Source organism: Streptomyces sp. NPDC001604, assembly GCF_042893475.1.
Lineage (GTDB): Bacteria > Actinomycetota > Actinomycetes > Streptomycetales > Streptomycetaceae > Streptomyces.
The window spans coordinates 127245-150871 of the sequence record NZ_JBIAUY010000010.1 but is presented as its reverse complement, the minus strand read 5'-3'; the positions used below and the strand labels follow the sequence as shown (position 1 = coordinate 150871).

Annotated in this window: 21 protein-coding genes; 14 read left to right on the top strand and 7 right to left on the bottom strand. The window is 69.3% G+C overall.

Annotated features, from left to right (window positions below):
- Positions 1-68: 68 nt before the first annotated feature.
- Positions 69-827 (top strand): helix-turn-helix domain-containing protein, encoded by a 759-nt coding sequence (locus ACFY1E_RS26595; RefSeq protein ID WP_389080012.1) that lies wholly within the window; start codon positions 69-71, stop codon positions 825-827.
- Positions 828-981: 154 nt separating this feature from the next.
- On the top strand, positions 982-1305 hold the full coding sequence (locus ACFY1E_RS26590; RefSeq protein WP_389080011.1) for a hypothetical protein: 324 nt from the start codon (positions 982-984) through the stop codon (positions 1303-1305).
- 15 nt (positions 1306-1320) lie between these two features.
- Here the strand turns inward: ACFY1E_RS26590 and ACFY1E_RS26585 are convergent, their stop codons facing one another.
- Together ACFY1E_RS26585 and ACFY1E_RS26580 are read right to left on the bottom strand one after the other, a co-directional pair.
- Positions 1321-1731, bottom strand: coding sequence for a substrate-binding domain-containing protein (locus tag ACFY1E_RS26585; protein WP_389080009.1), 411 nt, complete (start codon positions 1729-1731; stop codon positions 1321-1323).
- A complete protein-coding gene (locus ACFY1E_RS26580) occupies positions 1728-2633 on the bottom strand; it encodes a LysR family transcriptional regulator (RefSeq protein ID WP_389080008.1) in 906 nt (301 codons plus the stop codon). The genes ACFY1E_RS26585 and ACFY1E_RS26580 overlap by 4 nt, the downstream gene beginning before the upstream one ends.
- 146 nt (positions 2634-2779) lie before the next feature.
- Here ACFY1E_RS26580 and ACFY1E_RS26575 point away from each other — a divergent pair, with 146 nt between their 5' ends.
- From ACFY1E_RS26575 to ACFY1E_RS26565, 3 genes are all read left to right on the top strand, one after another.
- Positions 2780-3898 carry a PrpF domain-containing protein gene (locus ACFY1E_RS26575; protein ID WP_389080006.1) on the top strand — a complete coding sequence of 373 codons (1119 nt, stop codon included), beginning with the start codon at positions 2780-2782 and terminating at the stop codon, positions 3896-3898.
- Positions 3895-5292 carry a C4-dicarboxylate transporter DctA gene (gene dctA, locus ACFY1E_RS26570; protein WP_389080005.1) on the top strand — a complete coding sequence of 466 codons (1398 nt, stop codon included), beginning with the start codon at positions 3895-3897 and terminating at the stop codon, positions 5290-5292. The genes ACFY1E_RS26575 and dctA overlap by 4 nt, the downstream gene beginning before the upstream one ends.
- Positions 5293-5902: 610 nt before the next feature.
- Complete coding sequence (locus tag ACFY1E_RS26565; RefSeq protein ID WP_389080003.1) at positions 5903-6871, top strand: alpha/beta fold hydrolase; 969 nt, start codon at positions 5903-5905, stop codon at positions 6869-6871.
- Between the two features lie 95 nt (positions 6872-6966).
- Here the strand turns inward: ACFY1E_RS26565 and ACFY1E_RS26560 are convergent, their stop codons facing one another.
- Together ACFY1E_RS26560 and ACFY1E_RS26555 are read right to left on the bottom strand one after the other, a co-directional pair.
- The gene (locus tag ACFY1E_RS26560) at positions 6967-7944 is read right to left on the bottom strand and encodes a hypothetical protein (RefSeq protein WP_389080002.1); all 978 of its coding nucleotides are present in this window, start codon (positions 7942-7944) and stop codon (positions 6967-6969) included.
- Between the two features lie 192 nt (positions 7945-8136).
- Positions 8137-9654, bottom strand: a complete 1518-nt coding sequence (locus ACFY1E_RS26555) for a lysyl oxidase family protein (protein ID WP_389080001.1) — start codon at positions 9652-9654, stop codon at positions 8137-8139.
- Positions 9655-10093: 439 nt separating this feature from the next.
- Between ACFY1E_RS26555 and ACFY1E_RS26550 the strand changes: the two genes are divergently transcribed.
- Positions 10094-10738 (top strand): carbonic anhydrase, encoded by a 645-nt coding sequence (locus ACFY1E_RS26550; RefSeq protein WP_389080000.1) that lies wholly within the window; start codon positions 10094-10096, stop codon positions 10736-10738.
- A 91-nt stretch (positions 10739-10829) separates the two neighbouring features.
- Here the strand turns inward: ACFY1E_RS26550 and ACFY1E_RS26545 are convergent, their stop codons facing one another.
- Positions 10830-11807 carry an L-threonylcarbamoyladenylate synthase gene (locus ACFY1E_RS26545; protein ID WP_389079998.1) on the bottom strand — a complete coding sequence of 326 codons (978 nt, stop codon included), beginning with the start codon at positions 11805-11807 and terminating at the stop codon, positions 10830-10832.
- Positions 11808-12191: 384 nt separating this feature from the next.
- Here ACFY1E_RS26545 and ACFY1E_RS26540 point away from each other — a divergent pair, with 384 nt between their 5' ends.
- From ACFY1E_RS26540 to ACFY1E_RS26510, 7 genes are all read left to right on the top strand, one after another.
- A complete protein-coding gene (locus tag ACFY1E_RS26540; RefSeq protein WP_389079997.1) occupies positions 12192-13019 on the top strand; it encodes a methyltransferase domain-containing protein in 828 nt (275 codons plus the stop codon).
- Between the two features lie 377 nt (positions 13020-13396).
- Positions 13397-14551 carry an AI-2E family transporter gene (locus ACFY1E_RS26535; protein WP_389080190.1) on the top strand — a complete coding sequence of 385 codons (1155 nt, stop codon included), beginning with the start codon at positions 13397-13399 and terminating at the stop codon, positions 14549-14551.
- Positions 14552-14818: 267 nt separating this feature from the next.
- The gene (locus ACFY1E_RS26530; protein ID WP_389079995.1) at positions 14819-15259 is read left to right on the top strand and encodes a VOC family protein; all 441 of its coding nucleotides are present in this window, start codon (positions 14819-14821) and stop codon (positions 15257-15259) included.
- Positions 15260-15998: 739 nt separating this feature from the next.
- Positions 15999-17057: an alpha/beta hydrolase gene (locus tag ACFY1E_RS26525; RefSeq protein WP_389079994.1), complete on the top strand. Its 1059-nt coding sequence runs from the start codon at positions 15999-16001 to the stop codon at positions 17055-17057.
- Positions 17058-17318: 261 nt separating this feature from the next.
- Positions 17319-17819 carry a MarR family winged helix-turn-helix transcriptional regulator gene (locus ACFY1E_RS26520; protein ID WP_389079992.1) on the top strand — a complete coding sequence of 167 codons (501 nt, stop codon included), beginning with the start codon at positions 17319-17321 and terminating at the stop codon, positions 17817-17819.
- The gene (locus tag ACFY1E_RS26515; RefSeq protein WP_389079991.1) at positions 17810-19069 is read left to right on the top strand and encodes an MFS transporter; all 1260 of its coding nucleotides are present in this window, start codon (positions 17810-17812) and stop codon (positions 19067-19069) included. The genes ACFY1E_RS26520 and ACFY1E_RS26515 overlap by 10 nt, the downstream gene beginning before the upstream one ends.
- Positions 19070-19282: 213 nt before the next feature.
- Complete coding sequence (locus ACFY1E_RS26510; RefSeq protein ID WP_389079989.1) at positions 19283-19477, top strand: hypothetical protein; 195 nt, start codon at positions 19283-19285, stop codon at positions 19475-19477.
- A 247-nt stretch (positions 19478-19724) separates the two neighbouring features.
- Here ACFY1E_RS26510 and ACFY1E_RS26505 read toward each other — a convergent pair whose 3' ends face one another.
- Together ACFY1E_RS26505 and ACFY1E_RS26500 are read right to left on the bottom strand one after the other, a co-directional pair.
- Entirely contained in the window at positions 19725-20831 is a 1107-nt protein-coding gene (locus ACFY1E_RS26505) for a ricin-type beta-trefoil lectin domain protein (protein ID WP_389079988.1), read from the bottom strand.
- 144 nt (positions 20832-20975) lie between these two features.
- Positions 20976-21968, bottom strand: a complete 993-nt coding sequence (locus tag ACFY1E_RS26500) for a LacI family DNA-binding transcriptional regulator (RefSeq protein WP_389079986.1) — start codon at positions 21966-21968, stop codon at positions 20976-20978.
- Positions 21969-22210: 242 nt separating this feature from the next.
- Here ACFY1E_RS26500 and ACFY1E_RS26495 point away from each other — a divergent pair, with 242 nt between their 5' ends.
- Positions 22211-23503, top strand: coding sequence for a ferric reductase-like transmembrane domain-containing protein (locus ACFY1E_RS26495; RefSeq protein ID WP_389079985.1), 1293 nt, complete (start codon positions 22211-22213; stop codon positions 23501-23503).
- Positions 23504-23627 lie beyond the last annotated feature (124 nt).

The following is a 23627-nucleotide window of genomic DNA, read 5'->3' as shown; positions in this document are numbered from 1 at the left end:
CGGTGCGAGAGGCCACAATTCCCTGCGGGGAATGGCCAGGGAGCCGCCGCCACCGTTAGAACAGGGCCGTGGACTTCCCCCGTGCGCTTCGCGAACGTCGTACCCGCCGGCATCTCAGCCAACTCGACCTGGCGCTTCGGGCGGGCACCACCCAGCGCCATCTCAGCTTCATCGAATCGGGCAGGTCGGTCCCCGGCCGGAAAATGGTCGTACGTCTGGCCGAGTCACTGGAACTGCCTCTGCGGGAGCGCAATGAGCTGTTGCTGGCCGCCGGGTATGCGCCCGCCTACCCCGAAAGCGCACTCGACGACCCCGTGCTGGCTCCCGTGCGCACGGCGATCGATCACATCCTGCGCGGGCATCTGCCGTATCCGGCGCTGGTGGTGGACCGCAATGGTGACCTGATCGCCGCGAATTCCGCATTCGATCGGATCACCGAGGGGGTGAGCCCCGAGCTGTTCGGCCCGGGCACGAACATTTACCGCCTCGCGCTGCATCCCGACGGCCTTGCTCCCCGCATCCGTAATCTCGCCGAATGGGCGCGTCACATCCTGGCCCGCCTCGGCCATCTCGAGGAGCTGCGCGCCGAACTCACCGGATACGTTCCTCAACTCGATCCGTCCGCCGGGCTACTCGGTTTTGCAGTTCCGCTCCATCTGCAGACTTCCTACGGCGAGCTGCACTTGATCACGACCGTGACCACCTTTGCGACCGCCGTTGACGTCACACTCGCCGAGCTGAAGCTCGAGGCTTTCCTGCCCGCCGACGCAGCGACGGCCGAGGCGCTTTCGGTGGCCGCCGCGGGCGCCGCTGCTGCTTCGGATTAGGTCCCCCGGGTCGTGGGCGCGTTGTCTGTTCGGAGTGGGCGGGGTGGCGGTACCAGTGCCGGATGTCCCGGGGTGCGGTGTGTTTGACGGAATTGGCGATTATTTGCTGTAAAAATCCCGGTGCCGAGTGTGCGAGTGAAGAGTAGGAGAAGTCATGTCTGTGATCCTGACTTTGGTGGTCGCCGGGGATCCGAAGGGGCTGGAGCAGTACGCCTCAGCCAACACGGAGAAGATGGAGGCCGTCCTCGAAGCCGCGAAGCGGCATGGCCTCATTGCGCACCGCTTCTACGGCTCTGAGGACGGCGGCAGCGTGATGGTGCTCGACGAGTGGCCCGACCGGCAGAGCTTCGAGTCGTTTTTCCAGGAGCAGGGACCCGAGATCAGGCCGATGTTCGAAGCCGCGGGGGTGTCAGCTCAAATCGAGCCGACGTTCTGGCGGGAGCTCTCGACAAACGACGCCTATGGTTGGGGCGTCTGAGAGGAACTTTCGGCGTCACTGATTCTGGCGGATGCGGTGCCTGCGCAAGGTGTTGCCATATGGTTCCAGGCGTTCGGGGATGTGGGTGACGGCGAGTTCGGTCATGCAGGAAATGCCCTGGGTGATCGTGGTGAGGTCGACGTGGGGCAGGCGGGCCAGTCGGCTGTCGTCGAAACCGACCACGGAGATCGCATCGGGAGCCGAAACCCCGGCGCGAAAAAGGTGTTGAGGGCGCCGGCTGCCGTGGCACCGTCCTGCGCGGTGAGTCCTCCAGGGAGGGGGCGGATGCTGTCGGCCTGAGGTCGCCGCTCTGCACGGCGCTGACGCAGCGCATCTGCGGCGGCGACGTCGACCGGTCGTGCAGCTGTTGCGGGGCTTTTCCTGCCGCCAACCGCGCACCCACCCCAACGGCCTCGCGGGGGTCATAGGCCCCGCGCCGCAGCGGCGTCGCGGAGGAGTTCGGCGAAGGTCAGGGCGGCGGGGGTGGGGGAGTGGTCGGCCATGCGGACCAGGAGGATGCGGCGGATGGGGGCCGGTGGCTGGAGGGGCAGGACGTTGACGCCGGGGCGGGTGCCCTCCAGGGCCAGGGTGGGGGCGAGGGCGACGCCGATGCCGGCGGCGACCATGGCCTGGGCTTCCTGGTAGTCGTGGGCCTCGTAGGCGATGTGGGGCTCGAAGCCGACGGCGCGGCAGCCGCGGACGAGGGCCTCGGCCACCGGGTGATGGTCGGCGCGGGTGATCCAGGGGTCGTCCGCGAAGTCGGCGAGTGAGGCGGCGGCACGGCCGGCGAGGGGATGGTGGTCGCTGACGAGAAGGGCCGGCGGGTCATCGAGGAGCGGGGTGACGACGATGTCCTCCCGGTCGATTCGGCTCCAGTCGTAGTCCCACATCAGCGACATCTCGATCTCCCGGTTCTCCAGCATGGTCCAGAGTCCGGCGATACGGGCGCTGCGGACGGTCAGCCGTACGTCGGGATGCGCGTCCCGGAAGGCGATCACGGCCTGCGGGAGGAGCGAGGCGCCGACGGTGGGGAAGGTGCCGATGCGCAGCGTGCCCGCGCGCAGTCCTGCGTAGTCGGCGAGTTCGTTCTCCGCGGCCCGCAGCTCCCGTTCGATCCGGTGCCCCCGTTCGGCCAGCGCCCGCCCGGCGTCGGTGAGGGTGACGCCCCGCGCGTGCCGTTCCAGCAGGGGCTGTCCCGCCTCCGTTTCAAGGCGGCTGATCTGCTGCGACACCGCTGACGGGGTGTAGTTGAGGGCGCGGGCCGTCGCGGTCACCGAGCCGCGCCGGGCGACCTCCGTGAACAGCAGGATGCGCCGGACGTCGAGCATGCCACCACCACCAGCGTTCACTTCAGCTTAATAGCCATGCAGATTTCCGAGATTGTACTTCACGCTGTCGTAACCCACCGTGGAGGACACCACGCACGGCGAGGCCGTCGGTGGACTTCCCTTTCCACGTCTGTGAGGAGTCGGTTGTGCTGCGTCTGCAGGGCGAGATGATCCGCGGAGGAACCAGCAAGTGCTGGATCTTCGACCACCGCGACGTGGTCGCCACGGGCGTGGACGTCGATGCCGTGCTGCTCGCCGCGTTCAACGCGGCCGACCCCCGTCAGATCGACGGAGTGGGCGGCGCCTCCTCCACCACCTCCAAGGCCGCGGTCGTACAGCCGTCGAGCCGACCCGGTGTGGACGTCGAGTACGCCTTCGCACAGGTCGGGATCGGCGACGAGCGCGTGGAGTGGGCCAGCAACTGCGGCAACTGCGCCACCGCCGTGGCCCTGTACGCCGTCCACCACGATCTCGTGCCGATCGCGTCGGACACCACCACCGTCCGCATGCTCAACGTCAACACCGGGGCCCGCCTCACCGGCACAATCCCGACCCCCGCGGGCGTGGCGCCGGAGCAGGGGGCGGCCGTGGTGCCGGGCACCTCGGCGCCGGGGGTGCCGGTCCTGCTCGGGTTCCAGGACCCGGCGGGCTCGACGACCGGCCGCGCTCTGCCGACCGGCCGGCCACTGGACGAACTGACCGGCCCGGACGGCCCCGTCGAGGCATCACTGGTGGACGCCGGCGCGCCGGCCGCGCTGTTCGAGGCCAAGGCGTTCGGCCTCTTCGGCACGGAATCCCTCACCACATTCGCCACCGCAGTGCCCGCGCTGACCCTGCTGCGCCGCCAGGCAGCGCTGGCCATGGGCCTGGCCCGCGAGGGCGATCCCATCAGCCACGCGGTGCCGAAGGTGGGCATCGTCGCCCGACCTGCCCCCTACCGCACCACACAGGGCACACTCGTCAACCAGGACGAGTACGACCTGGCCGTGCGCATGGTCTCCATGCACGCGCCGCACCCGGCGATCGGCCTGACCTCCGCCGTGGCCCTCGCCACGGCCGCCGCCACCCCCGGCACCCTCGCCCACCGCGTCGCCCGGCAGACCGCCGACGGCACACTCCGCCTGGGCACCCCCGCCGGCGTGATCACCACCCGAGCCGTCCCCGCACCGGACGGCGCGTCCCCCACGGTGCTGCTGCACCGCGCCGCCCGGCGCATCGCCCGAGCCGAACTCCTCGTTCCCGTCCTGGAAGGACGCCCCGCATGAGCCGCAACGACGCCGCCCCGGGTTCCGTCACCGCACCACCTGGCCGCATCCGCCGCATGCTGTCCCACCTCTACATCCAGTGCCTGATCGGCGTCCTCCTCGGCGCCGCCGTGGGCGGGCTGTGGCCCTCCGTGGGCGCTGAACTCAAGCCCCTCGGCGACGGCTTCATCGCACTGGTGAAGATGCTCATCGCACCCATCATCTTCTGTACCGTCGTCCACGGCATCGCCTCCATGGGCAACGCCCGCGCGGTCGGCCGCGTGAGCCTGAAGGCTCTGGTCTACTTCGAGGTGCTGACCACGGTCGCCATGGTGACCGGCCTGGTCGTCGTCAACATCGTCAAGCCCGGCAGCGGTCTGCACATCGACCTCTCGACCCTGTCCGCGAAGGGTCTGCCCCCCGAGGCGACCACAGCCCACGAGGGCTTCGCCGAGTTCGTCCTCGCCATCATCCCGGCCACCCTGGTCGGCGCCCTGACCGGCAACGAGATCCTGCCGGTACTCCTGGTGTCGGTGCTGTTCGGCTTCGGGCTGCACGCAAGTGGAGAGGCCGGCCTGGGCATCGCCCGGGGCATCGAGAAGTTCTCCACGGTCCTGTTCACGCTCATCCGCTGGATCATGCGGCTCGCCCCCATCGGCGCGTTCGGCTCCATGGCCTTCACCATCGGCAACTACGGCCTGGGCACCCTGCGCCATCTGGCCCTGCTCGTCGGCTCGTTCTGGCTGACTGCGCTCTTCTTCGTCCTGGTGGTCCTCGGGACCGTGATGCGTCTGAACGGACTGCGGCTGCTGCCCTTCCTGCGGTACATCAAGGAGGAGCTGCTGATCGTCCTGGGCACGTCCTCCACCGAGCCCGTCCTGCCGCGCATGATGGCCAAGCTCCAGCACGCGGGCGCCTCGAAACCGGTCGTCGGCATCACGCTGCCCGCCGGGTACTCCTTCAACCTCGACGGCACCGCCATCTATCTGACCATGGGCTCGGTCTTCCTCGCCCAGGCCCTCGGCATCGATCTCAGCCTCACCCAGCAGCTGACCATGCTCGCCGTCATGCTGCTCACCTCCAAGGGCGCCGCAGGCGTCACCGGATCCGGCTTCATCGCCCTGGCCGCCACCCTCAGCGCCGTCCCGCACGTGCCGGTGGCCGCCCTGGCGCTGATCTTCGGCATCGACCGGTTCATGTCCGAAGCCCGCGCCCTGACCAGCCTGGTCGGCAACGGCGTCGCCACCCTGGCCGTCGCGCACTGGGAGGGCGAGCTCGACGAGGCGCGTGCCAAAGCCGTCCTGCGCGGCGAAATCCCGTACGCCCCCGTCCCTGCTCCTCCTGCGGTGACCGCCGAGCCCGACATGAAGGAGACGCCCGCACCCACCCGCGACCCGGTCCCCGCCGCAAGCTGACGCCGCGTGGGAGGGCGGGCCCGGAGCAGAGGTTCCGGGCCCGCCCTCCCACGTCTCGACCTCTGCAACCGGGACTCTGGCGGGCTGAGCATGGTGCAGGGCCGAACTGGGCATGGGAGTGCAGAAGTTGAGTCAGCAACTCCAGGATGGGCGGTGCCGGCCGGGTCGCGGGCCGGGCGGTGCTGCAGGTGCCGTCGGCGCGCGACACCGACGAGACAGGTACTGGCGAGCGAACGACTGGGCCGCCGCCGAGGGCCGCTCGGTGCCGTACGGCGACCATGCCACTCACCCCCGGAGACGCCCCACGGCCTGGGGCACTCGGCTTCGCCCGGGCTGGTTCCTACCCCGACGGGAGTATGTGTGATGACGACCCTCGGTGGATGATCCCGTTTCTGGACAGGGCGATGCTGTGGGCAGGGCGACGGCCGTCTGCCTGAACGGCGTCCGCGTCGTCCATGACCGTGCCGGCCGTCGGGATTGCCGGCCTGAAGACAGAATGGGAACTCGCGTGGATGCCGACTCTCTGGCCGGGCGGACCGAGCCCGCGCCGCCGGATTCCGACGCCGTGCAGCGCACGCCCGCGGCGCGCCGGCCGCGGCTCAGGAGGTGGTTGAGACGCTTGGCGCTCGGCTGCGCCGTACTGCTCGCAGTCGTCACCACGGCCTCGTTCGCCTACAACGCCTTCACCGCACGACGTGCCGCGCCTCCGGGAGGGCTGCGATACGTTCAGGCGGCCGATGTCCGTACCCGTTACCAGACCTGGGGCACGACTGGTTCGCCGGTTGTCCTCGTCCACGGCGCCTTCGAGCAGGTGGACACCTGGTCACGACTGGCACCGCTGCTCGCGCGCGATCATCGGGTCTACGCGCTGGACCTGACCGGAGACGGCTACAGCGAACGCCGCGGACCGTATACCGTCAGCCACTTCACAGAGCAGCTGCTCGGCTTCCTCAGCGCCATGCACCTCGGTGGGCCGGGGCAGCGCCCCCTGCTGGTGGGCCATTCCAGCGGAGCCGCAGTCGTGGCGGAGGCAGCACTGCGCGCTCCTGGGCGGATCGGGAGCGTGATGCTGCTCGACGGGGATGCCCTGGACACCGGCGCCGGCCCGCCACCGGCCCTCAAATACCTGCTGATCGACCCCTATCGCACCAGCCTGTTGCGCCTTGGACTCGGCGCCGACTGGCTGATCCGCTCCTTCTACGACGCCCAGTGCGGGCCGGCCTGCCCACCTCTCGACGCCGCCGGACTGGATCAGTGGCGTCGGCCGCTGCGGGTGCAGGGCGCTGAGGCCGCACTGTGGAGCATGCTCGGCGAGGGTGTGCCCGGCCTCCCCGCGAGCCAGGTGGCGCGGCTCGCGGCCGTCGGCATCCCCAAGTCGGTGGTGTTCGGCGCCGAGGACGATGTATTCAGCAGGCAGACCCCGCAGCAGACTGCGCGGCGTATCGGTGCCCCGCCGCCCACCCTCATCCCCCGAGCCCGCCACCTGACCATGATCTCCAGCCCCCGTGCGGTCGCGGCAGCCGTGGAAGCCCTGGCCCGCCCGCACCCTGCTACAGGGCAAGAGGGAAGTCCCCCGTGAAATACGGTGCTTGGGAATCACCGCCCCGTCTGGTCGGCCAGAGATGGTTGCGGTGCCGTCCGGTGGGGCCCAGGGGCAGCCCATGAGGACTGAGGTCAGTCAGCCTCCGCTCCTGCGACCAGTGCATCGAGCGCCGTGTGCACCGCGGCCAGTTCGGCCGCGGTGGGATCGGCCGGTTCGTGCGGTACCAGCGCGGCCGGGTTCACCACGGGGACGGTGCCCTCCGGACCAGGCGCACCCGCGGCGCGGGCAAGGAGCGCGCCGTTGTCGGGCGGTGGGGTGCTGAGGCCGGCGCCGAGTCTGCGCAGCGCGGCCGCGAGCGGGGGCTGAGGGAAGGGGAAGTCCGCGGGGAGCAGCGCGGCTTGCCGGGTGTGGTCGTCGCCGCGGAAGTCCAGGGCCCAGTTCTCCCAGCCCGGCAACGGCCAGTTGTGGATACCGGCCACGTTCTGCACGGCCCACAGCGAGACGGTGCGGGTCCGCGGGTCGAAGTGGACGCCGCCGTAGGGCATGTCGGTGAGTGTGGGGGTGGGCGGGCACGCGGCGGCCAGGTCGATGAGGCCGGGTCCGCCGGCGAGGTGCTCGACGGGCTCCCAGTCGCTGCCCCAGGCGCGCACGCTTCCGTCGGGCAGGCGCAGAGAGACGACGGAGCAGGGCTCGGTGTATTCGGTGGCCGCGAACCCGGTCGGCTCGAAGGTCTCGAACCAGCCCGGTTCACGGGTCAGGTCTCTGCCGAGGCCCAGGTGGTGGGTCAGATCACCCATGCCGTCGTGCGCGAAGCGGACGTCCCAGCCGGGCCATGTCCGGGCCAGTACGGCCCGGGCGGCGATGTGGTCGGCCCAGCTGTCGGCGAAGGCGAACCACCACAGGATCCGGCGGTCGTGGTCGACGAGTGCGGCGCCCTCGCACCACACGTCGTCGAGCCACTCGTCGATCTCCCGGTTGGCGCGGAAGCAGCGTGTCGCCGCGGCCGGACCGGGCAGCAGGTCCTCGACCACCCGGCCGGCGGCCCAGTGCGAGTAGTACCGCTGCCAGGCGCCGTTCTCGACCACCACGTACTGCGCTCGTGCTCCCATGATCAGCGAGGCTAGCCCCGCCGTACGACGGGCGGCGAACGCTTTTCAGGTGACCCGTTCATGTGGCAGCCCGCCGGGAATCGCCGTCCGACGTATTGCCTCTCAGCGTCGAGCACACGATGGCGCCCGGCTGCCTGCCCGCTCGGGGTCGCTGCCGAGCGGGCGGAGGCGCGTGCCTCCGCCCGCCGGTGGTCAGGGAGCGTCGATGAGGCCGTACTTCGGCACCGTCACCGTGCGGGCACCCGGCGTGCCGCCGAGGATGACCTTGCGGTACGTGACGTTGTTGGCCGTGCTCTGCTCCTTGAGCCGGTTGTCGGGGTTGGCGATGACCTGGATGTAGTACGTGCCGTTCGGCAGGTCCGAGACGTCGAAGGACTGACCGGGCCGGTACTGGCTGTAGGTGTCGCCGTTGCCGACGTCCAGCACCTCGCGCACCGAGACGGCAGTCTCCTCACCGCAGGCGGTGGCGAGGTCGGTGTTGTACGGGTGCCAGTTGGCGTTCTTGACCGTGTAGTCGATGGCGTCGGTGTTGGCCAGGCAGAACGCCTCCTTGCCGCTGCGGACGATCTCTCTCTTGTCCGCGCCGAGCAGCCGGTAGCTGGCGAAGTCGCTGAAGTGCCAGTGCTGGTGGCCCTCCCGCGGGTCCCACTCCATGGTGCCGGTGGGCGTGTACCCGACCTGCTTGCCCTTGGCGTCGTAGAAGTACTGGTACGCGTCCATCTTCTCCGCGCCGGGCTTGCGGAAGCCGTCCACGACCAGCGGCGAGGGACCACCGTTCCATACGGTGGCACTGAAGGCGAGGTAGTCCTTGCCGGGGGCGGCACCGACTCCGCCGTCGCCGCCGTCGGTGATGGCGATGCCGTACGCGGGGAGGGCACGCAGGTCGGGCTTGGGTACATCGGCGGGAACGCTCGCCGTGCCGACCGGACGTTTCGCGGCCGGCTTCAGGTTCTTCGACGCGTTCTTCTGCCCGTGCTTCACGCCGGCCAGGCCCTGGCCCCCGCCGGAGTTCTGGCGGACCGTCATCTTGACGGTCACGGTCTTGTCCGCCATTCCGAACAGGTCGCGGTACTTCTTCGCCACCGACACCTTCGCGGTGTACACGCCGGCAGGCAGGTCGATGGGGTTGTTCCCGCGGAAGCCCGGAGACGTGGCCGCCGCCCAGCCCTTCTCGACACCCCACACCCCGCCGAGCGCGAACGGGTTGTCGGAGCATCCGGTGGGGTACTTCGAGGTGGCCGGGGCGTCCGGCCGTACCCGGCCCGCCCGGTTGTTCGGGCAGAACGACTGAGCGGTGTCGGCCACCTTCGCGCCCGAAGCGTCGCTGATGCTGACCTTCAGGAAGTCGGGGAGGCCCGAGAAGTCCTTCACCAGGCCTGCCGGCAGGGTCTTGGTCACCGTTCGGCCGCCGGAGTGGATCACCTGTGTTGCGACGACGGGGTCGTTGTAGGACTTGCGTGTCACCCGCATCTCGAGCGGGCCCCCGTCGACTGTGATGTAGGTGCCGAGGTCCAGGTAGATCCCAGGCTCGCCCTCGTAGCGATTGACGGTCACCGAGGGGGAGGCGGCGATCAGTTGGAGCTTCGGCGTACCCGTCGGTGTCGCTGCTCCCGCTCCGGGCGCGGCGAGGGCTCCGGCGGCGCCGACGGTGAGGGCGGCGGCGGCGATGATCGCCGAACGCCGTAAGGCGATGGGGTGGTGTCTGGTCATGAGTGCTCTTTCTGCGTCTGGTCGGGACGAGTCGTGCACGTCTGGCAGGCACGGAAGGAGGTGCTTGTGTGCCATCTGTGAAAAGGTTGAAAAGCTGACCCGGGTTGCCTGGCGGTCGAAAATCGCTCTGAATCCAGGCAGGTTGCTGCTGTCAGCTCGGTCGCTGGGGTGCGCCGCGCACTGGAGTAGCAGGACCGTGGCTTGGACCTGCTGCTGACCGGCAACTCACCGCTGGGTGAAGTCCTGGCCGCCACGCGCCCTCGGCCCCTCGCTGAACCGGATCGCGGTATGCCTGACCGACATGGCCGACCAGGACCGGCGCGACCGACTCGCCGCACGCGGCAGCGGCCGCTGGGAGCAGGCGGCCACTTGGCCCGCCCTGTCAACCGGGGTGGGACCGCGTGGCGCGATCAGTGGTGCCGGATCGTAGGCTGCGGTCATGACCGAGACCAAGACGCCGACACCCCGCGACGCCTTCGAGCTGCTGCTGGCCGGTAACCAGCGCTTCGTCGCCGGTGCACCCGAGCACCCGAACCAGGACGCCACCCGCCGAGCCGAGATCGCCCCGTCCCAGCAGCCCTTCGCCGTGCTGTTCGGGTGTTCCGACTCCCGGCTGGCCGCCGAGATCATCTTCGACCGTGGCCTGGGCGACCTGTTCGTGGTGCGCACCGCAGGTCACGTCGCGGGTGCGGAGGTGCTGGGCAGCATCGAATACGGCGTGGACGTACTGGGCTGCCCGCTGGTGGTGGTGCTCGGTCACGACTCCTGCGGTGCGGTGGGTGCGGCGTGCGCCGCGCTGGAGGACGGTATGACACCGGCCGGGTACGTCCGTGATGTCGTGGAGCGGGTGACCCCCAGCGTCCTGGCGGCGCGGGCCGCCGGACGGGTGGAGCCGGAGGAGATCCTCGCGGAGCACATAAGGCACACCGTCGACCTGCTGCTGGACCGCTCCCGGGTGCTGGCCGAGAAGGTCGCCGCCGGCCAGGCCGCCGTCGTGGGCCTGTGCTACCGCCTGGCTGACGGCAGCGCGCAGCTCGTCGCGGCCCGCGGATTGGAGACGGCGGCCGTCCCCACCGCATCCTGAACCCCGGCAGGCGCCAATGATCATTGGCGAGCCTGGTCGGGACCCTTCGCTCAGGGCGGGCACGGCCATGGCCAACGGGCGTCTGTCCTGTTCACGCGGTGGTGCGGGGCCCCGCCGCGCGGCGCAGACGGTTGGCGATCGCCAGTCCCATCCCCTCCTCCACCGGCAAGGAGGCGACGATGAGGTCGCATCCCCGCTGGTCGAGGTCGCGCAGGAACCCGTACAAGCCGCGGGCGTAGGCGGCCGTCGAGGCCGGGAGGGCTACGACGGCGTGCGCCTTGACCGGAGTGTCGGCGATGGAGGGAGGAAGGAAGACCCCGACCTGGTGCCCCAGCTCCTGCGCCATCTCCGCCTCGGCGACGACCTTCTCGGGCTCGACGAGGACGACCCGCGCACGCGGCGCATAGTGGGACGGGTGCTGGCCCGGCACCCGGACGCTGCTCGACGAGTGAACCGCCAGCGGGTGCCCCAGCACCGATTCGAGGTCCTCGCGGGTCACCCCGCCGGGCCGCAGGATGCTCGGGATCTCGCCGGTGGCGTCCACGATGGTCGACTCGACGCCGACCTCGCAGGGGCCGCCGTCCAGCACGAAGTCGACAGCATCCCCGAGCTCCGCCCGAACGTGGGGCGCCGCGGTGGGGCTGACCTGGCCGAAGCGATTGGCGGACGGGGCCGTGACACCGCCGCCGAAGGCTGACAGCAGCGCGAGTGCGACGGGGTGGTCGGGCACGCGCACGGCCACCGTCTCGAGGCCACCGGTCGCTTCGAGGGGCACCCTGGGACCACGACGCAGAACCAGCGTGAGAGGCCCCGGCCAGAAGTGTTCGGCCAGCAGGCGGGCGGTCGCGGGCACGGCCTGGACCCAGTCGTCCAGGTGCTGAGCGTCGGCGAGGTGGACGATCAGCGGGTGAGAGGGCGGGCGCCCCTTGACCTGGAAGATGCGCGCGACGGCGGCGGAGTCCTCGGCGTTGGCGCCCAGACCGTAGACCGTCTCGGTCGGGAAGGCCACGAGCCCTCCGGCGCGCAGCACACCGGCTGCCTTCTCGATGTCACGGGTTCTCGCCGTCACCACGGCAATCCTTTCACTGTTCGGATCTCACACATTCCACGGTCGAGTCGGCCCACGGCGATGTCCTCGGCTGACGGCATCGCGTGGGCGCGGGCCTACCAGGGCCGTCACGGTGGCACCGGGGGCACCGCCAAGACGGACCGGCTTCAGCGTAGAACCGACGGGACCCCACCCGGTCGGCCGGGTTACGCCAGGCGTACGCGAGACAGGAGCAGACTGGCAACCGTGCCTGGTGCTCAACGACTCGGCAGCGCCAACGTTCCGAGCAGCCGCACCCCCGACCGCCTGTGCACCGATCCTTACTCAGCGACCGGCGGCTGCGTCTCTGCGGCTGGAGGTAAACCGGTGGCGTCTTGCAGGGCGGACCTCCTACGTTGTGCGCTCGTGACTGATGACCCGAAGACGCGTCCGGATCCCTACGGCCTCGGCCGGGTGTTCAACGAGGTGGCGGAGCTCTACGACCGGGTCCGGCCGGGATACCCGGACGAGTTGTTCGCGGACCTGGTCGCCATCACCGGCATGGATGAGAGGTCGTCGGTGCTGGAGGTGGGCTGCGGCAGCGGTCAGGCCACGCGATCGCTGGCAGCGCTGGGCTGCTCGGTGACCGCCGTCGAGCCGGGCGCAGAACTGGCCGCACTCGCTCGCCGCCGGGTCGCCTCGTTTCCCGATGTCGAGGTGGAGACCTCGCGGTTCGAGGAGTGGGACGACCGTGGCCGACGCTTCGACGCCCTGGTCGCTGCGTCGTCGTGGCACTGGGTCGATCCGTCGGTCGGCTGGCGGCGGGCGCACGAGGTGGTCTCGCCCGGAGGCTGGATGGCGCTGCTGGGCCACGTCGTGGTCCGACGGCCGGGAGAGCCGGAGGTGTATGCCGAGACCGCCGATCTGCACGACCGGTTCTCTCCGGGGAACCCCGACTGGGGACATCCGCCGCTGGAGAACGACGTGCGAGCCACCGACGAGGGGTGGGGCCTGGTCGAGGATCCCGGAGAACTGTTCGGCCCGACCATGGTGCGCTGGTATCCGACGGTTCAGTGGTTGACCGGGGACGGCTTCGCCGACCTCCTTCGCTCGCTGTCGCTGTACCGCAAGCTCGACCGGGAGGTCCGTGAGCCCCTGCTGGACGCTGTCGCCGAGCGCATCCGCACGCGGATGGGGGACCGGGCACCACGCCGCTATCTGAGCGTCCTGCGTGTCGGACGGCGCGCCGGGTGAGGTCAGGGACCGATCTCTGAACCGCCGGCTGCTGCCATGGGTGCCCCGTACCGACTGACCGCGGTGTCATGACCTTGCCGTGTCCGGTCCGAGTCACGACGACATGCTCGCCGAGGCACATTTGCCGAACGTTCTGCTGCGGTGCCGCGCCACGGCACCGCCTCCCGCTTTGCCGCATCGCCTCGCAGCGGCGGCGGCTCCCACCCCGTCCGGGCTGGTCCGTGAGAGCACCGGCGATTGAGAAGGTGGCCGCCGGGGGGACACATGGCTGCGTGCTTTTGGCGAGGTGAGGTGGTGATGTGCGGGTGGGTGGTGCCGTGCGCTGGTCGCGTCGGTATCCGGATGGCGGTGGTGGCGGCCGTCGCGGCCGGGGCCGGTTGCGGTTTGTGGTGCTCGGGAGTCGGCCGGCGCGGGGGGTGGGGTCGGTGGCGCGTGCCCGCAGGGCGCGGACGGCAGGCCAGGGGGCCGGCGAGGGTGTGGTGGTGGGCCGGGGGCTGAGGGTGGCGGCTGCGTATGGGTGGCGGCTGTTGGTGGTGGGGGTGGTCGCGTATGCGGGCTTTGTGATGTTGGGGCGTTTGCAGCTGGTGGCTGTGGCGCTGTTTCTTGCTCTGGTGGTGACGTCAGTCCTGCGCCCGCTCGTGGATCTGCTGGCGCGGTGGCTGCCGAGGGTGCCGGCGGTGGTGGTGGGTGTCGTGGGCAGCCTGATGGCGGTCCTTGGGCTGCTGGCGCTCGTGGGTGAACTGGTGGCGAGTGAGTGGGACCGGCTGGGGCGGGAGTTCGGCGGGGGAGTGGGGCGCATCGAGCGGTGGCTGCAGGGGGCTCCTTTCCATGTGAATCCCACCGTGATGTCGGATCTTCAGGGCAAGGTGGGTTCTTTTGTGTCCGAGCATCGTTCGGCTCTGGTCAGCGGTGCGGTGAGCGGAGCCGGGCGGCTGGTCGAGGTGCTGACGGTTGGGGCGCTTGCGCTCTTTTGTTCGGTGTTCTTCATTCATTCCGGTGACCGCTTGTGGTCCTGGTTTCAGGGCGGACTGCCGCGGCGGGCTCGGGATGCGTTCGGCCGTGCGGGTGGTGCGGCGTGGCGGACCTTTGCCGGGTACACGCGGGGCATCGTGATTGTGGCGGCCACCAATGCGGTGCTGGTCGGTATCGCCCTGTTCGTCCTGCGGGTGCCGTTGGCGCTGCCCCTGACGTTGCTGGAGTTCTTTGCCGCGTTCGTCCCGCTGGTGGGGTCACCGATTGCGTTGGGGGTGGCCACGGTGGTGGCCCTGGCGTCGCGCGGCCCGGTCATCGCGATCGTGGTGCTGGCGCTGATCGTCGTCGTGGGCCAGATCGAGGGCCATGTGCTGCATCCGTTGGTGATGAGCTGGGCGGTGCGGCTGCATCCGGTGGTGGTGGCCCTCTCGGTGATTGCCGGCGGCGTCCTGGCCGGAGTGGTCGGCGCGGTCGTGGCGGTGCCGATGGTGTCGGTGGCGTGGGCGGTCTGCATTGAACTGCGCGGCCCGTGGGCGGAGCGGAGAGGGGCGGGCGCCTGAGGGCTCGTAGAGAAGCAGCGTGTTGTTTCCCGTGGTGCCACGGATAGAGGGCCTTGGCGCGGGGCCTTGGCGCCCGGTGAGGCGCTGATCGCCGAGAAGACCCAGAGGCAGCCGCCGTGGTGGAGAAGGTGGTTCTTCACTGCCTCGTTGACCTTCTCCAGCGGCTATGAGTTCGGCAGTCTGCGGATGTCGAGAACGTGTCATCGGCTTCGTCCCAGGGATATCAGCGGCCACCACCGGGCGCCCGAGGAAGAAGGAGAAAACAGCATGGCGATTCAGCGGATGGACAACGTCGGCATCGTCGTCGAGGACATGGATGCCGCCATCGCGTTCTTCGTGGAGCTCGGTATGGAGTTGGAGGGCAGGGCGGAGATCAAGGGGCCCGTCGCCGACCAGTGCACAGGACTCGACGGCGTCCGCTGCGACATCGCGATGCTCCGCACCCCGGACGGTCACAGCCGGCTCGAGCTGGCGAAATACCACAGCCCCGCAGCGATCAGCGCCGGGCCGCGCAATCGACCGCACAACATCGTGGGCACGCACCGCGTCATGTTCGCCGTCGACGACATCGAGGACACCGTGGCCCGCCTGCGCCCTCATGGCGCCGAACTCGTCGGCGAGATCGCCCGTTTCGAGGACAGCTATCTGCTCTGCTACGTCCGCGGTCCGGAGGGCATCATCGTCGGACTGGCCGAGCAACTGCGCTGAGATGGCCGCCCGATCAGGACGGAACCCCGCGCACGTCAGGAACGCGAGACACCGGTAGTCGTCTGCCTTCTGCTGTGAGAGCTGACCGGTGCCGGTCAGGACTGAGGAGCAGGTGCTCATCGGGCGGTCTCCCCGAGGGATGCGGTGTTCGACGTGTACTTGCCGTCCACCATCGGGGCGCGGCGACCGGCTGTCTCGGCCGCACGGCCGGTTGTGCCGGCCGGACACCGGCCCTTTGGCCGAATCCGCCGGGACTCGCCACTACTCCGAGGCTCCGCCACACAGGTAGGCCGCGCTCGTCGCCGGCGGATTGCCGACCGTCACGGTCGCGATCGGCAGGCTCGCGGGGCCGGACGACGTCGGTACCTGGGGCTGCTGGAGAGCGTCGCTCTGCCGATGCCGTTGTCCCGCGCGGTGGGGGCGGTCCCGGCCTGAGAACCGGGCAGCCGTGCCGACCGCACGGACAGTGGCGGCCGTCACGAGCCCGCTGCGCCGACTGCCGAGGAACCTCCAGACCCGCAGCCGGACCACCGTCACCTGGTCCCTGCCGATGACGCTCGCCGCGGGCACAACTCCCGCCTGGGGCCTGCCATCCCCGCGACGCGTCCAAGGAGCTGGCCAGGCCGCCGGACTGACGGCGACTGCGGTCACCGATCGCCGCGTGATGGGAAGGAACCGTTGATCGTGAAGATCCCTCTTGCTCAATGGGTTGTGGGCAAGGTGGTAACGGGAGGTGGTTGTGTCTCTGACCAGCACGTCATTCTTCGCTGTCCTCATCGTCGCGACGGTCGTGATGATGGTCGGCGCGATTGCGCTGTGGCCGAAGGTGCGCGGGCCCAGAGCGCTGCGCTGGCTTGTGCACGCCGTCATGATCGGCCTGTGTCAGCTCACGGCCATCAGCGTCGTGGCCACCTGGATCAACAACAGCTACGGCCTGTACGCGTCCTGGGACGACCTGCTCGGCAACACGAACACCAACGCGGTCGCGATGCCCGGGCCTCCGGTCCACCGGGCGAAGTTCAGCAAGAGCACCAAGGGCGGCGTACTGGACACGTATTTCCACGGCCGACGATCCGCGCTGTCCGGTGAGGTGCTCGTGTGGACGCCGCCGCAGTACGACGAGGCCGCCTACGCGAAAAAGCGGTTCCCGGTCATCATGCTGCTCCACGGTGTCCCGGGATCGCCCGAGTCCTGGCTGGAGCACGGCGGTATGCCGGGCGCCTTCGAGGATCTGCTCAAGCAGAACAAGGTGCACCCCTTCATCCTCGTGATGCCGGTGGTCAACCCGGGCAGCGTGGACACCGACTGCAGCGACCTGCGCAACCGCAAGGTGGCGACCTGGATGGCGGCCGACGTTCCGGACCTCGTCAGCCACAAATTCCGCACGCTGCCGGGCCCGCGGGCCTGGGGCCTGATGGGTTTCTCGACCGGCGGGTTCTGCGCCGCCAAACTGCCCCTGCAGTTCCCGAAGGTCTTCGGGGCGGGCGCCGCTCTTGACCCCGATCCGCTGACCGGCGACGCGTCTGTCCTGCCGGACCCGGCCGTGCGCAGGCTCAACAGCCCGATGTACCTGGTGCGGCACACCAAGGCCCACGTCAGGCTCTTCCTGGCGACCTCGCGGCAGGACCGGCTCAGTCCGCTGTCGTACATCGAGTCGTTCCAGGCGACCGCCAGGGCCACCCCGGTGGAGGTCCGCACCCTGGTGCTGCCCAGCGGCGGGCACAACTACAACACCTGGTCGGCGGAGTACCCCGCGGCATTCGGGTGGCTCAACCAATGGCTGTCCGCACCGCACTGAACACCCCACAACTGCTGGCCATAGCTGTCGGAACGGCAGGCGCGCGGGCCGAGGCGGCAGCATCTTGCGCGGCCGCTGCCAAGCCGTCCCGGGCTCGATGGCCGGCTGCGGCCTCGCGATCAGCAGGCCCACCCAGGCCAGGACGGCGGCGAGCCGGTGCCTGTGGCACCAGCGGGCGAGAGGAGACGTCGACGAGCTTGCGTTGCGCAGACAGTACAAAGACGTAACAGCACTTATATAAATGCGGCTATGGTGTGCCGCATGGCCGACACCCATGCGCTCGACCCGACGCAGCAAAGCGTCTGGCGGCCCGTACGGTTGCTCCAGGCGTCCATGGACGCCGACATCGCCCGGATCTACTCCGAGCAGCAGATCGAGGGGCTTAAGCCCAGCTTCGTCATGGAGTTGCTCCGGCTGCACGCTTGCGGACCCATGACCATCGCGGAACTGGCCGAGTCGGTGCAGCGCACGCACTCGGCACTCAGCCAGAAGGTCGCAGCGATGCGTACGGCAGGCTGGGTCCAGACCGTCGTGGGCGACGATGCACGCACCAGGCAGGTGACGCTCACCGACAAGGCCCGGCGCGTTGTGGACCGCCTGGCAGCGGAATGGCGGGCCACCGAGGCTGCCGTCGCTGACCTGGAAGCCGAGATTCCCTACCCGCTCTCCCAGGTGGTCACCGATATCGAGCGGGCTCTGCAGAGTAAGAGCTTCCACGACCGGATCGCCGAGAAACTGGCCGAGGATCCCGCATGGGGCTGAAACGCACGCTGATCGACGTGAGTCCGTTACGGTCGTCACCACCGTTCCGGCGGTTGTGGCTCGGCCAGACCCTGTCCGGTTTCGGCGGTCAGATGACGCTCGTCGCCGTCATGTTCCAGGTCTGGCAGCTGACGAAGAGCCCCGCCTGGACCGGCGCCGTCGGGCTGGCGCAGGCAATTCCGATCGTCGCGCTCGGACTGTTCGCCGGCTCGCTCGTCGACCGAGTGGACCGCCGGAAGTTCTATCTGCTCACGAGCAGCGGACAAGCCGTGTGTTCGCTTCTCCTCGCGCTTCAGGGCTTCCTCGGGCACGCTTCTGCCTCCGGCGTCCTGGGGCTGGTCGCGCTCCAGTCCTGCTTCGGCGCAGGCGGCGGCCCGGCCTCGCGCACCCTCATTCCGCATCTGCTGCCCAAGCACCAACTGGCAGCAGGGCTGGCGTTGAGACGCATCGCCTTCCAGAGCGCCATGCTGCTCGGCCCCACGCTCGCCGGATTGATCGTCGGCGGACTGGGAGTCAGCGTCTGCTACCTGATCGACACCTTGACGTTCGTCGCCGCGTTCTACGGCGCCTTCGGCTTGCCGCAGATAGACCCCGGAGACGAGCCGGCACGGCCCGGTCTGCGGGGAGTACTGGACGGCCTGGCCTTCTTGGGACGCACCCCTGTCATTCGCGCAGCCCTGCTCACAGACCTGGCCGCCACCGTGCTGTCGATGCCCGTCAGCCTGTTCCCCTTGATCAACGCAGAACGGTTCGGCGGCAACCCACGCACCCTCGGCCTGTTCCTCACGGCCATAGCCGTCGGCGGCGTTGCAGCGTCACTCTTCTCGGGAACCTTCATCCGTCTCCCGCGCCCCGGCCTGGTCATGCTCGGCGGATCCGCCACCTGGGGCGGAGCGTTGACGCTGTTCGGCATGTCACCCGATCCATGGGTCGGTTTGGCCTTCCTCGTCATCGCCGGCGCCGCCGACACCGTCTCCGTCGTCTCCCGGAGCACCGTCGTCCAGACGCACACCCCCCACGAACTACTCGGCCGCGTCAGCGCAGCCGAACAGATCGTCGGGCAGGCCGGGCCGGACATGGGCAATATGCGCGGCGGCATCGTCGCGGATGTCACGTCCGGAGCAGCAGCACTCGTCAGCGGTGGCCTGCTCTGCCTCGGGGCAGTGGCCGTGGTGGGCGCCACGACGGCAGACCTGCGCCGCTTCTCCGCACCCCCCTCTCCTGCCGAGCCGGCCCCGGCCAACTCGTGAGCCTGCTCCACAGGGCTGGCGTGGCACGTTTGGCGGGCGGCAGTCCTGAACCGCCGTCACCGGATTGAGGTAGTACTCGCGCGACGTTGGCGAAGGCTGTCTGGAGGGCGGTTCGGATGAGGGCTGAGCCGGGTGGTGGGCCATTACCTCGCAGATGGCGGTGCAAGCGGAGGTCGACACGGAGGTACGCGGTGGGGCGCCTGGTAGGGCGACGTGACCATGTGGCAGCGGGAGTGGATCCCGGTGTTCTCGTCCAGTGCGCACGACACGCTGTACGTCACGTATCGAGACGCCCTGACGGGACTGCTGTGGTGGTGGACGCGCGAGACGTACGTTCCCGCCCGGTCGTATCTGGAGGGGCTGGCGGATGCTCTCGAGCATCCCGCTCAGCACGGCTCCGCGCCGTGACAAGATCGACACCGGGCTCCGCCACCCACGCTCCATGGACACCGCTGACGCACTCCACACAGCACGAAGCGCCAGACCACGTCCCTCCGGCGTTTGACGGCATGACCCGCTCGGTGGATGAACAACCTCAGCGGGGGCGACCCGAGTGCTGACCTCGACCATGTCGGTCCGCACACCGGGCGGTGCCCGCCACCGATGTTCTCCCGGGATCTGAGCCCTGACACGGCCCGGATCCCGGGAGCGGGGGTCATCCGGCGGTCAGAGTGGTCCACTTCTGGTTGGAGCCGCCGTTGCAGTCCCACAGCTGGAGCTGTGTGCCGTCGGTGCTGGAGAAGCCCGGAACGTCCAGGCAGCGGCCGGAGGCGGGGTTGCGGTAGCCGCCGTTGTAGGGCTGCCAGATCTGGTTGGCACCGCCGTGGCAGGTCCAGAGCTGCACCTTGGTGCCGTTGGCGGTGGCCCCGCCGGCGGCGTCGAGGCACTTGCCCAAGGAGCGCAGGGTGCCGTCGGTGTAGGCGGACCAGAGCTGGTTGGCGCTGTCGCCGCAGCTCCAGATCTGTACGGCGGTCCCGTCAGCGGTGTTGGCGCCGTTGACGTCCAGGCACTTGCCCGCGATGCCGGACTGCACGCGCGCAGGGGCAGGTGCGGGGTTCCTCAGCCAGCCGGCGCCGTCCGCGGACTGGATGCCGCGGTGGAAGGCGTCGGCCATCTTCTGGTAGCCCGAGTCGTTGGGGTGCAGCGGGTCGGCCAGGTCGGCCGTGGTGAGGCTGCTCATGTCGACGAATGCGACGTGTTTGCCCGCGGCCTGGGCGTCGCTGACGATCTGCCGGGTGGCCTGGTTGTACGTGCCCCGGAACTGTTCCTCCGAGCTGCTGGTCGACACGACCAGGGAGGCGACGAGGACGGTTGCGTCGGGCACGTCGGCGGTGATCTGGTTGACCAGCGACCTCAGCCGTGAGATGGCGGTGTTGACCTCGGAGGCCCCTTGGAGGTCGTTGGTACCGATGTGCAGCGTCACGACGTTGGGCCGGTAGCGGGTCAGCGAGGCATCGGCGAGTGCGGCGATCTGGTCGATGCGGTATCCGGAGTGGCCTTCGTTGTCGGGGTCGGACATCGAACCGTTCCGCCCCGTGCCCACGAAGTCGAGTGGGTGGCCGTCAGCGGCGAGCTCGTTCCACAACGGCCCGCGATAGCCGTTGCCCGTACTGCTGCCCACGCCCCAGGTGATCGAGTCGCCCAACGGCATGAGCCGCAAGGGCGTGTTGGAGGCGGCGGAGGCGGGGGCCACGCCTGCCGCCGTCAACCCGAGTGCGACAGCGACAAGTGCGATCAGCGGGAGTAACCAGGATCTTTTCATGCAGCGTCCCTTCTGCGAGTGAAAAGCGCACCCGTATGGCTACCACGATCCCGACCGGGACATCCCATGAATGCTCAGAAATCTGGGATATGTGGCATGGAAGAGCTGCGTGTCGGCTCATTCTCTCTGTTGACATCCCATGTATTACCGCGCCGGATACCGTGTGGAGCGGCGCGGGTTCAACATCGGTTCGACGAGTCTGCACCGGGCCACGCCGCTACGGGCGTTGATGACAGCGATCAGCAAATCGACTGCCTCGGCGCCCACTTGGTCCGGACAGAGGCTGACGGTGGTGAGGGGCGGAGTGGTCGTCGCGTAGTCGGGATCCTCGCTGACACACGCGACCAGCAGGTCTCGCGGCACCCGCAGACCGAACTGCCGGGCGGCGGCGAGGATGTTGTGGCCGGAGTCGGAGTAGACGCCGATGACGGCGTCGGGCCGTGGATCGTGACGGAGCAGCCGGCTGACCGCGTTCTGTTCGGTCGTGAAGTAGTCGGGCAGTGAGGCGAATTCCTCCACGAGGACGGGCGCTGCGTGTTCGTCGCACCAGGACCGGTAGGCGTCCGCGATCAGATGCGGGTACGCGTCGTCATGAACGGGCAGGGAGAGCGCGACCCGCCTGGCGCCGGACTGCACAAGGTGGTCGAGCAGCAGACGAAGACCCGCTCCGTGGTCGGCCTCCACCCAGGCGTCGCGCCAACTGACCTCGGGCGGGCGGCCTTCACTGATCATCGGTATGCCACGTTCGCGCAGAATGGCACGCACCGGGTCCTCGGCACGCGGTCCGACGTGGATGACGCCGTCCATCGGCGTGTTGAGCCACATCCACGGGGACATCGAACTCGGCATCACCGTGAGCAGGTAGCCGCGTTCGTGGGCCGCCGCCATGGCGCCCAGCGCCAGCTGCGCGTAGTACGGGATCTCTGTGTACGGGACGGGCAGGTCGCCGAACGTCGTCATGGTCAGACCGAGGATCCCGGTGCTGCCGCGGGCCAGGGCGCGGGCCGTACTGGCCGGGGCGTATCCGAGTTCGCGGGCCGCGGCGAGCACGCGTTGCCTGGTCTGCTCGGAGAGCCGGCCGGTGCCGTTGAGCGCGTTCGACACCGTGGCGGTGGAAACCCCGGCTCGTGCGGCCACGGCGCCGAGTGTGGGACGCCGCCACACACGCGAGCTCGTCATGTGTACCTCAACAGCCCTGTGATGGCTTGTGGTTAAGCCGTTAATCGCTCAGCGTACCCAGCGACGGCGGCCGGGACGGCCGCCGGGTGAGGACCCCGGGTCCTCCATACCTGCGTGCATGGCGCAAGTGCGTCACAGGGACAAGAGGGGAAGCGGTGGAGGCAACGATTTCGCAGGTGCGGCGGAGCACCATACCTCCGGTGGTTGCGGCGCGGCGGGCGCTGTGGACGTTTGTCATCCTCAACTTGGTGATCGTCGAGGTCTTGTTCCTCACCGCCGGGACCGGCCAGAACGGGGTGCTCACCGTCGCCAAGTTCTTCGGCCTGCACGCCGCCGTGCAGATGCTGTTCCAGCTGCTGCTGGTGGCCCGACTGCCGTGGCTCGACCGGCGTATCGGCATGGACCGGATGACCGTGTGGCACCGGTGGGTCGGCTTCACCTTGCTCTGGGCCATCCTCACCCACGCCGTGCTCATCGTGCTGGGCTTCGCGAGGCTCGGTGACACGTCGATGACGAAGACGTTCTTCTCGCTGGCCGGAGTGCCCGCCTCCCTGCTCGGAATGTGCGCCGCGGCGATCGTCGTCGTGGTCGCCGCGGTCTCCGCCCGGTATGTGAGGCAGCGGCTGAGATACGAGATCTGGCACGGCCTGCACCTGCTGCTGTACGTGGCGTTGGGGCTGGCGTTCGTCCATCAACTGCAGGAGACCACGACCTTCAGCTCTTCCGCGTTCGCGAAGATCTACTGGTGGACCCTGTGGCTGTTCGCGTTCGGTGCCCTGGTCACGGGGCGGATCATCATGCCCCTGTGGCGCAACGCCTATCACCGGTTCGAGGTCGCGGCGGTGGTGCCGGAGTCGGACGACGTGGTGTCGGTGCATGTGACCGGCCGCCACCTCGACAGGCTGCCCGCGCGGGCCGGTCAGTTCTGCATCTGGCGGTTCCCCGGGCACAACCGCTGGTGGCTCGCGAACCCGTTCTCGCTGTCGGCGGCACCCGACGGCCGTACGTTGCGTCTGACCGCCAAGGCGGTCGGCAGTGCCAGTGCAGGTCTGCGGCACCTCCAGGTCGGGAGCCGGGCGTTCGTCGAGGGGCCGTACGGGGCTTTCACCTCGTTGCACCGAACGCGGCCCGGCGTGCTGCTGATCGCCGGAGGAGTGGGAATCACACCGGTTCGAGCCCTGCTGGAGGAGGAGCCGTCCGGTGATGTCGTCGTGCTCTACCGTGTGCGCAGCGAGAACGAAGCCGTGCTGGCCGATGAGGTACGAGACCTGATCGCCGCCCGCGGTGGCAAGCTGCACCTGCTCACCGGGCGCACGGCAGAGGGGAGTTCTCCGTTCGAGCCGGACAGTCTCCATGCCCTGGTTCCCGACATGACCGAACGCGACGTGTACGTCTGCGGCCCGCCTGCGATGACCGCGGCCGTGCTCAGCTCCCTGCGCACGCTGCAGGTTCCCCAGCGGCAAGTCCACGCCGAGCGGTTCGGTCTGGCCTGAGCCGCCCGCACGGCGGTATCGGCTGAACACGTTGGGCGCTTCATCGGGTTTCCTCCGTGGATACTCCGTCCTTCAGGGCGGAGAGGAAACGGACTCCTGCGGAGCAGGGCAGGGGGCTGCGATT